8 protein-coding genes are annotated in these 14,532 nt (G+C 62.8%); 7 read left to right on the top strand and 1 reads right to left on the bottom strand.

Features of this window, described 5'->3' with window-relative positions:
* Window positions 1-235: 235 nt before the first annotated feature.
* The 3 genes from rpoB to IEX41_RS07950 all read left to right on the top strand — a co-directional run bounded on the left by rpoB (window position 236) and on the right by IEX41_RS07950 (window position 10,198).
* A complete protein-coding gene (rpoB, locus tag IEX41_RS07940; RefSeq protein WP_188789721.1) occupies window positions 236-4,372 on the top strand; it encodes a DNA-directed RNA polymerase subunit beta in 4,137 nt (1,378 codons plus the stop codon).
* Window positions 4,373-4,449: 77 nt separating this feature from the next.
* A complete protein-coding gene (gene rpoC, locus IEX41_RS07945; RefSeq protein ID WP_188789681.1) occupies window positions 4,450-8,706 on the top strand; it encodes a DNA-directed RNA polymerase subunit beta' in 4,257 nt (1,418 codons plus the stop codon).
* 577 nt (window positions 8,707-9,283) lie between these two features.
* The gene (locus tag IEX41_RS07950; protein ID WP_188789682.1) at window positions 9,284-10,198 is read left to right on the top strand and encodes a DMT family transporter; all 915 of its coding nucleotides are present in this window, start codon (window positions 9,284-9,286) and stop codon (window positions 10,196-10,198) included.
* On the opposite strand, the gene IEX41_RS07955 is transcribed toward IEX41_RS07950, so the two are convergent.
* A complete protein-coding gene (locus IEX41_RS07955; RefSeq protein WP_188789683.1) occupies window positions 10,174-10,974 on the bottom strand; it encodes a putative rhamnosyl transferase in 801 nt (266 codons plus the stop codon). The genes IEX41_RS07950 and IEX41_RS07955 overlap by 25 nt on opposite strands.
* 367 nt (window positions 10,975-11,341) lie before the next feature.
* On the opposite strand from IEX41_RS07955, the gene rpsL reads away from it, so the two are divergent.
* The 4 genes from rpsL to IEX41_RS07975 all read left to right on the top strand — a co-directional run.
* Window positions 11,342-11,713, top strand: a complete 372-nt coding sequence (rpsL, locus tag IEX41_RS07960; RefSeq protein WP_007118826.1) for a 30S ribosomal protein S12 — start codon at window positions 11,342-11,344, stop codon at window positions 11,711-11,713.
* 12 nt (window positions 11,714-11,725) lie between these two features.
* A complete protein-coding gene (gene rpsG, locus IEX41_RS07965; RefSeq protein ID WP_188789684.1) occupies window positions 11,726-12,196 on the top strand; it encodes a 30S ribosomal protein S7 in 471 nt (156 codons plus the stop codon).
* A gap of 21 nt (window positions 12,197-12,217) precedes the next feature.
* On the top strand, window positions 12,218-14,341 hold the full coding sequence (fusA, locus tag IEX41_RS07970; RefSeq protein WP_188789685.1) for an elongation factor G: 2,124 nt from the start codon (window positions 12,218-12,220) through the stop codon (window positions 14,339-14,341).
* A gap of 86 nt (window positions 14,342-14,427) precedes the next feature.
* Window positions 14,428-14,532 (top strand): GTP-binding protein (locus IEX41_RS07975; RefSeq protein WP_229673040.1); only part of this gene is annotated, 105 nt, incomplete at its 3' end.

Consider the following 14,532-nt stretch of genomic DNA (forward strand, 5'->3'; position numbering starts at 1 on the left):
TGTTGCGCCGCTTCGATTAGACAAATTTGGCTGGGTCCGGGCTATCCCGGGCTCAGCCGAACCCGTCTCGGAGAACTCCTTTGTGAAGGAGTTTTCCAAGGCAGGTTCCAAGGATCGGGAGGCCGCTGGTGGGACAGGGGCCAGGAATGGATCGGAACTGCCGTCTCGGATGGATGTGCCGCTGGTGCCCGACAGCACGCGCGTCCGGTGAGAAGCTGAAAAGGTGACCAACCTCATGGCGCAAAGTTTCCTTGGCCAGAAACGTCTTCGCAAGTACTACGGCAAGATCCGTGAAGTTCTTGAAATGCCGAACCTCATCGAGGTTCAGAAAAGCTCCTACGAACTGTTCCTGAAATCCGGCGACCAGCTGCAGCCGATGGACGGCGAAGGCATCAAGGGTGTCTTCCAGTCGGTGTTCCCGATCAAGGATTTCAACGAGACCGCAGTTCTCGAGTTCGTGTCCTACGAACTGGAAAAACCCAAGTACGATACCGAAGAGTGCATGCAGCGCGACATGACCTACAGCGCACCGCTGAAGGTCACGCTTCGCCTCATCGTGTTCGACATCGACGAGGACACCGGCGCCAAGTCGGTGAAAGACATCAAGGAACAGGACGTCTTCATGGGCGACATGCCCCTGATGACCCCCAACGGCACGTTCATCGTGAACGGCACCGAGCGCGTCATCGTGTCTCAGATGCACCGTTCGCCGGGCGTGTTCTTCGACCATGACAAGGGCAAGACGCACAGCTCGGGCAAGCTGCTCTTCGCCTGCCGCATCATCCCCTACCGCGGCTCCTGGCTCGACTTCGAATTCGACGCGAAGGACATTGTCTTCGCGCGCATCGACCGCCGCCGCAAGCTGCCGGTCACCACGCTTCTCTACGCGCTTGGTCTCGACCAAGAAGCGATCATGGATGCGTATTACAACACTGTGTCCTACACCCTGCGCAAGGGCGAGGGCTGGGTGACCAAGTTCTTCCCCGAGCGTGTGCGCGGCACCCGTCCGACCTATGACCTTGTGGACGCGGACAGCGGCGAGATCATCGCCGAAGCCACCAAGAAGGTGACCCCGCGCGCGGTGAAGAAGCTGATCGACGAAGGCAACGTGCAGAATCTGCTGCTGCCCTTCGAACAGATCGTCGGCAAGTTCGTCGCCAAGGACATCATCAACGAGGAAACCGGCGCGATCTACGTCGAGGCGGGCGATGAGCTCACCTGGACCGTGGACAAGGACGGCGACGTCACCGGCGGCACGCTCAAGGAGCTGGTCGACGCGGGCATCACCGAGATCCCGGTTCTCGACATCGACAACATCACCGTCGGTCCGTACATGCGCAACACCATGGCGCAGGACAAGAACATGGACCGCAACGGCGCGCTCATGGACATCTACCGTGTCATGCGCCCGGGTGAGCCGCCGACCGTCGAGGCTGCCTCGTCGCTGTTCGACACGCTGTTCTTCGATTCCGAGCGTTACGACCTCTCGGCCGTGGGCCGCGTGAAGATGAACATGCGTCTCGCGCTCGACAAGCCGGATACCCAGCGCACGCTGGACCGTGACGACATCGTCAAGTGCATCAAGGCGCTGGTCGATCTGCGTGACGGTCGCGGCGACATCGACGACATCGACCACCTCGGCAACCGCCGCGTCCGGTCCGTCGGCGAGCTGATGGAAAACCAGTACCGCGTCGGCCTGCTGCGCATGGAGCGCGCCATCAAGGAGCGTATGTCCAGCGTCGAGATCGACACTGTCATGCCGCAGGACCTGATCAACGCGAAACCGGCGGCGGCTGCCGTCCGCGAATTCTTCGGCTCGTCGCAGCTGTCGCAGTTCATGGACCAGACCAACCCGCTTTCGGAAGTGACGCACAAGCGTCGCCTGTCGGCCCTCGGGCCGGGCGGTCTGACCCGCGAACGTGCCGGCTTCGAAGTGCGTGACGTTCACCCGACCCACTATGGCCGGATGTGCCCGATTGAGACGCCGGAAGGCCCGAACATCGGTCTGATCAACTCGCTCGCCACCTTCGCCCGCGTGAACAAGTACGGTTTCATCGAAACCCCGTACCGCGTGGTCAAGGAAAACCAGGTGACGGACGAAGTCCACTACATGTCCGCGACCGAGGAAATGCGTCACACCGTGGCGCAGGCCAACGCGTCGCTGGACGAAGAGGGCAAGTTCACCAACGAGATGGTCAACACCCGTCAGTCTGGTGACTACACCCTCGCGCCGCGCGAGAGCGTGGACTTGATCGACGTGTCGCCGAAGCAGCTGGTCTCAGTCGGTGCATCGCTCATCCCGTTCCTCGAAAACGACGACGCGAACCGCGCCCTCATGGGGGCGAACATGCAGCGTCAGGCCGTTCCTACCCTTCGCGCCGAGGCGCCGCTGGTCGGCACCGGCATCGAGGAAAAGGTGGCAATCGACTCCGGCGCGGCCATTCAGGCCAAGCGCGCGGGCATCGTCGACCAGGTGGACGCGCAGCGGATCGTGATCCGCGCGACCGAGGATCTCGAACTCGGTGACGCGGGCGTGGACATCTACCGGATGCGCAAGTTCCAGCGGTCCAACCAGAACACCTGTATCAACCAGAAGCCCCTCGTGAAGGTGGGTGACACGGTTGTTAAGGGCGAAGTGGTTGCCGATGGTCCGTCCACCGACATGGGGGAACTGGCGCTCGGCAAGAACGTCATTGTCGCCTTCATGCCGTGGAACGGCTACAACTACGAAGACTCCATCCTGATCTCCGAGCGCATTGCGCGTGACGACGTCTTCACCTCGGTCCACATCGAGGAATTCGAAGTCGCCGCTCGTGACACCAAGCTCGGGCCGGAAGAGATCACCCGCGACATTCCGAACGTCGGCGAGGAAGCCCTGCGCAACCTCGACGAGGCGGGCATCGTCTACATCGGTGCCGATGTGGAACCGGGCGACATCCTCGTGGGCAAGATCACTCCGAAAGGCGAAAGCCCGATGACGCCGGAAGAAAAGCTTCTGCGCGCCATCTTCGGTGAAAAGGCGTCGGACGTCCGTGACACCTCGCTTCGCGTGAAGCCGGGCGATTACGGTACCGTTGTGGAAGTCCGCGTGTTCAACCGTCACGGCGTCGAGAAAGACGAACGTGCGCTGCAGATCGAGCGTGAGGAAGTCGAACGTCTGGCCCGTGACCGGGACGACGAGCTGGCGATCCTCGACCGCAACATCTACGCGCGTCTCCACGACCTGATCCTCGGCAAGACCGCGGTGAAGGGCCCCCGTGGCGTCAAGCCGAACGCGGAGATCACCGAGGAGCTGCTGGGCACGCTCAGCCGCGGCCAGTGGTGGCAGCTTGCTCTTGCAGAAGAGCAGGACGCGCAGATCGTCGAGGCCCTGCACGAGCAGTACGAGGCGCAGAAGCGCACGCTCGACGCACGGTTCGAGGACAAGGTCGAGAAGGTCCGCCGCGGCGACGACCTGCCGCCGGGTGTCATGAAGATGGTCAAGGTCTTCGTGGCGGTGAAGCGCAAGCTTCAGCCGGGCGACAAGATGGCCGGCCGTCACGGCAACAAGGGTGTGATTTCCCGCGTTGTTCCGATGGAGGACATGCCGTTCCTCGAGGACGGTACCCCGGTCGACTTCTGCCTCAACCCGCTGGGCGTGCCGTCGCGCATGAACGTCGGTCAGATCCTTGAAACCCACATGGGTTGGGCATCGCGCGGTCTTGGCATCAAGATCGACGAAGCCCTGCAGGATTACCGTCGCTCGGGTGACCTGACGCCGGTTCGCGAAGCCATGCGCATCGCCTACGGTGATGATGTCTACGAAGAGGGCATCGAGGGCATGGACGAAGGTCAGCTCGTGGAAGCGGCAGGCAACGTCATCCGTGGCGTGCCCATCGCGACCCCGGTCTTCGACGGTGCGAAAGAGGCCGACATCAACGATGCGCTGACCCGCGCGGGCTTTGATACCTCGGCACAGTCGCGCCTCTTCGATGGCCGTAGCGGTGACGAGTTCAGCCGCAAGGTGACCGTTGGCGTGAAGTACCTGCTCAAGCTGCACCACCTTGTCGACGACAAGATCCACGCACGCTCCACTGGCCCGTACTCCCTCGTCACTCAGCAGCCGCTGGGTGGTAAGGCGCAGTTCGGTGGTCAGCGCTTCGGTGAGATGGAAGTCTGGGCCCTCGAAGCCTACGGCGCCGCCTACACCCTGCAGGAGATGCTGACGGTCAAGTCGGATGACGTGGCTGGCCGGACCAAGGTCTACGAAAGCATCGTCAAGGGCGAGGACAACTACGAGGCGGGCGTTCCCGAGAGCTTCAACGTTCTCGTGAAGGAAGTCCGCGGCCTCGGCCTGAACATGGAACTCCTGGACGCGGAGGACGAGGAATAACGGCCATTCCAGCCACCGCGCGGCCCCTGCCGGTCGCGCGGTTCCTCTCTCCAAGCCCTGTCATTTAGGAATACGACATGAACCAGGAACTGACGAACAACCCGTTCAACCCGCTCACGCCGCCCAAGGTCTTCGACGAGATCAAGGTGTCGCTGGCGTCGCCGGAACGGATCCTTTCGTGGTCCTACGGCGAGATCAAGAAGCCGGAAACCATCAACTACCGTACGTTCAAGCCCGAGCGTGACGGCCTGTTCTGCGCGCGCATCTTCGGTCCGATCAAGGACTACGAATGCCTGTGCGGCAAGTACAAGCGCATGAAGTACCGCGGCGTCGTCTGCGAGAAGTGCGGCGTCGAAGTCACTCTGCAGAAAGTCCGCCGCGAGCGCATGGGCCACATCGAGCTGGCCGCGCCCTGCGCCCACATCTGGTTCCTCAAGTCGCTGCCCTCGCGCATCGGCCTGATGCTGGACATGACCCTGCGCGATCTCGAGCGGGTTCTCTACTTCGAGAACTACGTCGTCATTGAGCCCGGCCTGACCGACCTGACCTACGGCCAGATGCTGACCGAGGACGAATTCCTCGACGCGCAGGACCAGTACGGCATGGACGCCTTCACCGCCAACATCGGCGCTGAAGCGATCCGCGAAATGCTGGCCGCCATCGACCTCGAAGCCGAGGCCGAGCAGCTGCGCGCCGACCTCAAGGAAGCCACCGGCGAACTGAAGCCCAAGAAGATCATCAAGCGCCTCAAGGTGGTTGAATCCTTCCTGGAATCCGGCAACCGCCCGGAGTGGATGATCCTCACCGTCGTGCCGGTCATCCCGCCGGAACTGCGTCCGCTGGTTCCGCTGGATGGCGGCCGCTTCGCGACCTCCGACCTCAACGACCTGTACCGCCGCGTGATCAACCGGAACAACCGCCTCAAGCGGCTGATCGAACTGCGCGCGCCGGACATCATCGTCCGCAACGAAAAGCGGATGCTGCAGGAAGCTGTCGACGCGCTCTTCGACAACGGCCGTCGCGGCCGCGTCATCACCGGCGCCAACAAGCGTCCGCTGAAGTCGCTGTCCGACATGCTGAAAGGCAAGCAGGGCCGCTTCCGTCAGAACCTTCTGGGTAAGCGCGTTGACTTCTCGGGCCGTTCGGTCATCGTGACCGGGCCGGAACTCAAGCTGCACCAGTGCGGCCTGCCCAAGAAGATGGCGCTCGAGCTGTTCAAGCCGTTCATCTACTCGCGCCTGGAGGCCAAGGGCCTGTCCAGCACCGTGAAGCAGGCGAAGAAACTGGTCGAGAAAGAGCGTCCCGAGGTGTGGGACATCCTCGACGAGGTGATCCGCGAACACCCCGTGCTGCTGAACCGTGCGCCCACGCTGCACCGTCTGGGCATCCAGGCGTTCGAACCCCAGCTGATCGAAGGCAAGGCCATCCAGCTGCACCCGCTGGTCTGCTCGGCCTTCAACGCCGACTTCGACGGTGACCAGATGGCCGTGCACGTTCCGCTGTCCCTCGAGGCACAGCTGGAAGCGCGCGTCCTGATGATGTCGACGAACAACGTGCTGTCGCCCGCCAACGGCGCACCGATCATCGTTCCCTCGCAGGACATGATCCTTGGCATCTACTACGTCACCATCATGCGCGAAGGCATGAAGGGCGAGGGCATGTCCTTTGCCTCGATCGAGGAAGTGGAACACGCGCTCAACGCGGGCGAAGTGCACCTTCACGCCAAGATCACCTGCCGCGTGAAACAGATCGACGAGACGGGCCAGGAAGTGGTGCGCCGTTACGAGACGACCCCGGGCCGGGTGCGTCTTGGTGCGCTGCTGCCGATGAACGCCAAGGCGCCCTTCGAGCTGGTCAATGGCCTGCTCCGCAAGAAGGACGTGCAGAAGGTCATCGACACCGTCTACCGTTACTGCGGTCAGAAAGAGTCGGTCATCTTCTGTGACCAGATCATGTCCATGGGCTTCAAGGAAGCGTTCAAGGCGGGCATCTCGTTCGGCAAGGACGACATGGTTATCCCGGACAACAAGTGGACCCTCGTGGAAGACACCCGTGAGCAGGTGAAGGACTTTGAACAGCAGTACATGGACGGCCTGATCACCCAGGGCGAAAAGTACAACAAGGTCGTGGACGCCTGGTCGAAGTGCAACGACAAGGTCACCGACGCGATGATGAACACCATTTCCGCTGCCAAGCGCGCGGAAGACGGTTCGGAAGAAGAGCCGAACTCGGTGTACATGATGGCGCACTCCGGTGCCCGTGGCTCGGTCACGCAGATGAAGCAGCTGGGCGGGATGCGCGGCCTGATGGCGAAGCCGAACGGCGACATCATCGAGACCCCGATCATCTCGAACTTCAAGGAAGGTCTGACCGTTCTTGAATACTTCAACTCGACCCACGGCGCCCGTAAGGGTCTGTCGGATACCGCTCTGAAGACGGCGAACTCGGGTTACCTGACCCGTCGTCTGGTGGACGTGGCGCAGGACTGCATTGTGCGCATGCACGACTGCGGCACCGACAACGCCATCACCGCCGAAGCGGCTGTCAACGATGGTGAAGTCGTCGCAAGCCTTGGCGAGCGTGTGCTGGGCCGTGTCGCAGCCGAGGATGTCCTGCGTCCGGGCACCGACGAAGTGCTGATCCGCGAAGGTCAGCTCATCGACGAGCGTATGGCCGACGGCATCGAGGACGCAGCGGTTCAGACCATGCGCATCCGCTCGCCCCTCACCTGTGAGGCGGAAGAGGGCGTCTGCGCCATGTGCTACGGTCGTGACCTTGCGCGCGGCACCATGGTGAACACCGGCGAAGCCGTGGGCATCATCGCGGCACAGTCGATCGGCGAGCCGGGCACCCAGCTGACGATGCGGACCTTCCACATCGGCGGCGTTGCACAGGGTGGCCAGCAGTCGTTCCTCGAGGCAAGCCAGGAAGGCACCATCGAGTTCGAGAATGCCAGCCTCCTCGAGAACGCCATCGGCGAGATCCTCGTCATGGGCCGCAACATGAAGCTGCGGATCATGGGCGAAGACGGCAAGGAGCGTGCGAGCCACAAGCTCGGCTACGGCACCAAGCTGTTCGTCAAGGAAGGCGAGACCATCGCGCGCGGCGCCAAGCTGTTCGAATGGGACCCCTACACCCTGCCGATCATCGCGGAAGCCGACGGTGTGGCGCGTCACGTGGACCTCACCCAGGGTGTGGCCGTTCGCGACGAGACGGACGATGCGACGGGCATGACCCAGAAGATCGTCATCGACTGGCGTGCGGCGCCGAAAGGCAACGAGCTCAAGCCCGAGATCATCCTCATGGATGGCGACGGTGAGCCCATCCGCAACGCGGCCGGCAACCCGATCACCTACCCGATGTCGGTGGACGCGATCCTCAGCTGTGAAGACGGCCAGGAGATCAAGGCCGGTGACGTCGTCGCGCGTATCCCGCGCGAAGGTGCGAAGACGAAGGACATCACCGGCGGTCTGCCGCGTGTGGCCGAACTCTTCGAAGCGCGCCGTCCCAAGGACAACGCCATCATCGCCGAGATCGACGGCTACGTTCGCTTCGGCAAGGACTACAAGAACAAGCGCCGCATCGCGATCGACCCGGTGGACGACAGCCTCGAGACCAAGGAATACATGATCCCGAAAGGGAAGCACATTCCGGTCGTCGAAGGGGACTACGTCCAGAAGGGCGACTACATCATGGACGGCAACCCGGCGCCGCACGACATCCTTGCCATCATGGGTGTCGAGGCTCTGGCGAACTACATGATCGACGAAGTGCAGGACGTGTATCGACTGCAGGGCGTGAAGATCAACGACAAGCACGTTGAAGTCATCGTCCGGCAGATGCTGCAGAAGTGGGAGATCTCGGACTCGGGTGACACCACGCTTCTGAAGGGTGAACACGTCGACAAGGCCGAGTTCGACGCGGCGAATGCCAAGATCGAGAAGAAGGGCGGCCGTCCGGCGCAGGGCGAACCGATCCTTCTCGGGATCACCAAGGCGTCGCTGCAGACCCGCTCGTTCATCTCGGCGGCCTCCTTCCAGGAGACCACCCGCGTCCTCACCGAGGCTTCGGTGCAGGGCAAGAAGGACAAGCTGGTCGGCCTCAAGGAGAACGTCATCGTGGGCCGCCTGATCCCGGCGGGCACCGGTGGCGCGACCCAGAAGGTCCGCAAGGTCGCAACCGATCGCGACGGCAAGGTACTCGAGGTCAAGAAAGCCGAGGCGGAAGCCGCGGCAGCCCTGGCCGCACCGGCTGAAGACCTGTCGGCTGGCGACGTTGTCGGCGGAGACGAGTTCGACACCCTCGTGGTGGACACTCCGGAAAGCCGCGAGTGACCCTCGCCTTCACGTGAAACGTTTAAGGCCCCCGCCATATCGGCGGGGGCCTTTTTCTTTGCTAACTCCCGTTCCGGCGGCCCCGGCAGGGGAGGACGCAATCGCTGCAAGGGGCTGTGAGGCCTGCGCAGGGTTTCAGTGGACTACAGAGCCGAGCGGAGGCCGGACTTCAGTTTTGGTCCTTTGCACGAGGGCTCTGGCCCGCGTGCTTGATGTCGCGGGGGCACCACTTTCAGGCCTGCGAAGTGACAGTGGGTGTTTGCTGGTCTGGGGCTGCTGCCGGCCGGGCAATGGGAGGTGCGTGTGCCCTTCACGGTGCTGAAGGGGGTATGGCAAGATGCTTGGGCTGGGTACGCTCGAGGCCACGCTTGCGGCGGGGCAGGGCCATGGTCCGAACGCTCTGCCAACCCTTCGACCGACGCTGTACAGGCTCCGATCCGGCACAGGCCCTGGCCGGCAGGAACATAAGCCCGCTGGCAATACAGGAGGGGCCTTGCGCCAGACGCAGGGCGGGCCTGTTCGTAGGCGAACGTTTTTCCACTTGGAGGAACAGCCGGGCGGGCGTAGGGGCAAATGCATGGCACTTTCAGGCAATGCGCGCGGCGCACTTCTCATGATGGGGGCTGTCGGCTCCTTCACCACCGGCGACGCCTTCACCAAGGCGATCGGGGATGCCATGCCGTTGTCCCAGTTCCTGGTGATGCGCGGTGTGGTTGCCAGCGCCTTCATCGCGCTGCTGGCGTGGCGCTTGGGGGCCTTCCGACAGGCGCCGTCACGCAAGGACAGGGCGCTGATCTGGCTGCGGGCGCTGGCCGAGGTCGGCTCGTGCTACTTTTTCCTCACCGCCCTGCGGCAGATGCCGCTCGCCAATGTCACTGCTCTGATGCAGCTTCTCCCGCTGACCATGACGCTGGGCTCGGCCATTCTCTACCGCGAGATGGTGGGCTGGCGCCGCTGGAGCGCGGTGGGCATCGGGTTCCTGGGGATGCTGCTGATCGTACGGCCGGGTTCGGACGGGTTCAACGAAGCGTCGCTCTTGGGGCTGATGGCCGTGGCCTGCGTCACGATCCGCGACCTTGCCATCCGCCGTCTCAGCCCCGAGGTGCATTCCCTGCGCGTCACCCTTGCGGCCGCCGTGGCGGTGGTGGGCTTTGCCGCGGTGCTGTCGCTTGGGCAGGAGTGGCAGCCCATGACGCCCCGGCTGACGGCACTGCTGGCAGGGGCGACGGTCTGCGTGATCTTCGGCTACACTTTCTCGGTCATGGTGATGCGGGTGGGGGATGTGAGCTTTACTGCGCCGTTCCGCTATACCGGACTGGTGGTAGCGCTGATCCTCGGGTTTGTCGTCTTCGGTGACTGGCCGGTCGCACTGACGCTGGTGGGCGCGGCGCTGATCGTGGGGTCGGGCGCGTTCACCCTTCTGCGCGAGGCCCAGCTGGGTCGGCGCAGCCGCCGCGCTGCGGCGCTTCAGGCGAAGATGCCGCGCACCTGATCGCAGTCGATGGCAAACCGCTCGCGGAAAAGCGCTTCGCCCGCCGCGTCCAGCCGCGGCAGGGCGACCGGCTTCACATGTTTCTTCTGGCGTGAATCGTTGTGATCATTGTGGCCGCGCACGTACATGGCGCGGTCGGTGAAGCTGACCGTGGGCATGAAGTTCAGGATCTTGTTGTGCCCGAAGTTCATGATGCTGTGCTTCACGCCGGGCTTCACCGCCATGGCCTGCGCTACGCCCCAGAACGGGGTGACGCCTTCCTCGGCACAGATCCCCTGCGCATCCGGGCGTGCCACGTAACCCCGGTTCCAGTCGAGCCCCATCAGGCGATGCTTCGCCCGCAACGCCGACAGATCCAGCGCCGCCTCGCGCAGCGTTTCCACGAAATCAACAGCGATTGCGTCGTCGTCGTCATGGCGAAACTGGAGGCAGGGCTGGGCCATGTTCCGCGCTTCGTTGATAACGTTCTGGCAGGTGGCGCGGTGCGGGCCCGCGTCTCTGGCGACGATGCGGGCTTGCGGGAAATCGGCGAGCAGCGCCTCAAGCCGGCCGAGGTACGGGGCGGGCAGGGAGGTGCCCACAAGCACGAGGAAGGTGAAGTCGGGATCGGTCTGCGCCTTGAGGCCGGGCAGGCAGATGGCCTCGAAATGGCGGAACCGCTCGTCCATGCGGGCGGATGCGTAGAGGTAGGATTCGCGAGTGGCGGTATCGTCGTGCTCGACCTGGAAACCGCCCGTCGCAGGGTAGGAAAACCGGCAGAACCCGATGACTTGCATTCGCCTAACCCCCATGGAAAACACGCATGCCATGCATGGCACCGCCCATGGGGCATGGCAAGCACCCCGCTCATGTTGACAACCTCCCCGACTCCTTCTATACGCGCCTCAATTCGCGCGGGCCGTATTGTGTCCGGCGTTTTCTACAGTACTGAAGCGGTCAAGATCCGGGCCACCAGCCCCGATCCTCTGGACACTCACCGCGACGCTCGGGAACGGGCGGATGCGGTGAATTTGCGTCGTCTCAAGCTCCTTGCCGGGGGGGACGCGTTGGTAGTGACCTGTGGACGCACAGGGCGCCATAGAGATTTGGAACCCGCACGGGACGCCCCGTGCACACATATGTGAGAAACGGGGAAGAGACCCAATGCCCACTATTCAGCAGCTGATCCGCAAGCCGCGGCAGCCGAAAGTCAAACGCTCGAAGTCCATGCACCTGCAGGAATGCCCGCAGAAGCGTGGCGTCTGCACGCGCGTTTACACCACCACTCCGAAGAAGCCGAACTCCGCTATGCGGAAGGTCGCCAAGGTCCGCCTGACCAACGGCTTCGAGGTCATCAGCTACATCCCGGGTGAAAGCCACAACCTCCAGGAGCACTCCGTTGTGCTTATCCGCGGCGGTCGTGTGAAAGACCTTCCGGGTGTTCGTTATCACATCCTGCGCGGCGTGCTCGATACGCAGGGCGTCAAGGACCGGAAGCAGCGTCGTTCGAAATACGGCGCGAAGCGTCCCAAGTAAGAGGATACAGGAATGTCTCGTCGTCACGCCGCTGAGAAGCGCGAAGTTCTGCCCGACGCCAAGTATGGCGATACCGTGCTGACCAAATTCATGAACAACCTGATGATCGACGGCAAGAAGTCGGTCGCGGAGCGTATCGTGTACAATGCCCTCGAACGCGTCGAAGGCAAGGTCAAGCGCGCCCCTGTGGAAGTGTTCCACGAAGCGCTCGACAACATCAAGCCGGCCGTCGAAGTCCGGTCGCGCCGCGTCGGTGGTGCCACCTACCAGGTGCCCGTCGAAGTCCGTCCCGAGCGCCGCGAAGCGCTTGCCATCCGCTGGCTGATCGCCGCGTCGCGGTCGCGCAACGAAAACACCATGGAAGAGCGCCTCGCAGGCGAGCTCATCGATGCTGTTCAGTCGCGTGGTTCCGCTGTTAAGAAGCGCGAAGACACCCACAAGATGGCCGACGCCAACAAGGCGTTCAGCCACTACCGCTGGTAAGCCCAGGAAAGGCAGTCCAACATGGCACGCGATTATCCCCTTGAGCGTTACCGGAACTTCGGGATCATGGCCCACATCGATGCGGGCAAGACCACGACGACCGAACGTATCCTGTACTACACTGGCCGGTCCCACAAGATCGGCGAAGTCCACGATGGTGCCGCCACCATGGACTGGATGGAGCAGGAGCAGGAACGGGGCATCACGATCACTTCCGCTGCCACCACCACCTTCTGGCAGTGGCAGGAAGATCCGACCGAAGAAGGGACTTCGGACACGAAGTTCCGCTACAACATCATCGACACCCCCGGCCACGTTGACTTCACCATCGAAGTCGAACGGTCGCTGGCGGTTCTCGACGGTGCAATCTGCCTTCTCGACGGCAACGCCGGCGTTGAGCCCCAGACCGAAACCGTGTGGCGTCAGGCTGACCGCTACAAGGTTCCGCGCATCGTGTTCGTCAACAAGATGGACAAGATCGGTGCAGACTTCTTCAACTGCGTGAAGATGATCAAGGACCGTACGGGTGCAACCCCGGTTCCGGTCAACTTCCCGATCGGTGCGGAAGACAAGCTCGAGGGCATCGTCGATCTCGTGACCATGGAAGAGTGGGTCTGGCTCGGTGAAGACCTGGGCGCCTCCTGGGTGCGCCAGCCGATCCGCGACGACCTCAAGGACGTGGCCGACGAGTGGCGTTCGCACATGATCGAGAACGCCGTCGAACAAGACGACGACGCGATGGAAGCCTACCTCGAAGGCGAAGAGCCCTCGGTCGACAAGCTGCGCGAACTGATCCGCAAGGGCACTCTGAACCTGTCCTTCGTTCCGGTTCTGGGTGGCTCGGCCTTCAAGAACAAGGGCGTCCAGCCCCTCCTGAACGGCGTTGTCGACTTCCTGCCGGGCCCGCTCGACGTGCCGCCCTACATGGGCTTCTCGCCGGACGACGAAACCGAGACCCGCAACATCGAACGTCGCCCCGGTGACGAACAGCCGTTCGCTGGCCTCGCGTTCAAGATCATGAACGACCCGTTCGTGGGCTCGCTGACCTTCACCCGGATCTACTCGGGCCTTCTCGAGAAGGGCAGCAGCATCATCAACTCGACCAAGGGCAAGAAAGAGCGCATCGGTCGTATGATGATGATGCACTCCAACAGCCGGGAAGAGATCGACTGGGCAGGTTCGGGCGACATCATCGCCATCGCGGGCCTGAAGGAAACCACCACGGGTGACACGCTCTGCGACAGCCAGAAGCAGGTCGTTCTGGAAACCATGACCTTCCCCGACCCAGTCATCGAGATCGCCGTCGAGCCGAAGACCAAGGCTGACCAGGAGAAGATGTCCGCAGGCCTCCAGCGTCTCGCTGCCGAGGACCCGTCCTTCCGCGTCGAAACCGACATCGAGTCGGGCCAGACCATCATGAAGGGCATGGGCGAACTTCACCTCGACATCCTCGTCGACCGCCTCAAGCGGGAGTTCAAGGTCGAGGCGAACATCGGTGCCCCGCAGGTGGCTTATCGCGAGACCATCGGTCACGAGATCGAGCACACCTACACCCACAAGAAGCAGTCGGGTGGTTCGGGTCAGTTCGCAGAGGTCAAGCTGGTCATCAGCCCCACAGAAGCAGGCGAAGGCTACTCGTTCGAGAGCAAGATCGTCGGCGGTTCCGTTCCCAAGGAATACATCCCGGGCGTGGAAAAGGGCATCAAGTCGGTGATGGACTCCGGTCCGCTCGCAGGCTTCCCGGTGATCGACTTCAAGGTCGCCCTGATCGACGGCAAGTTCCACGACGTGGACTCCTCGGTCCTGGCGTTCGAGATTGCGTCGCGGATGGCAATGCGCGAAGGTCTGCGCAAGGCTGGCGCGAAGCTGCTCGAGCCGATGATGAAGGTCGAAGTGGTCACTCCGGAAGAGTATACTGGTTCGATCATCGGTGACCTCACCTCCCGCCGTGGTCAGGTGTCGGGTCAGGAACCGCGCGGCAATGCCGTTGCGATTGCTGCCTTCGTGCCGCTGGCCAACATGTTCGGCTACATCAACACCCTGCGTTCCATGTCCTCGGGCCGCGCGCAGTTCACGATGCAGTTCGACCACTACGATCCGGTTCCGCAGAACATCTCTGACGAGATCCAGTCGAAATACGCATAAGCCGGGTGGCGGGGGAGACCCCGCCCTACCCATTTCCGTAGGGTGGGCATAGCTCACCACCCGTCAAAGACAGAGGAGCCAATACCATGGCAAAGGAAAAGTTCGAGCGGTCCAAACCGCACTGCAACATCGGCACGATCGGCCACGTGGACCACGGCAAGACCACGCTGACCGCCGCGATCACCAAGTAC

Origin of the sequence: Salipiger pallidus, from assembly GCF_014643635.1 — a bacterium.
GTDB lineage: Bacteria > Pseudomonadota > Alphaproteobacteria > Rhodobacterales > Rhodobacteraceae > Salipiger > Salipiger pallidus.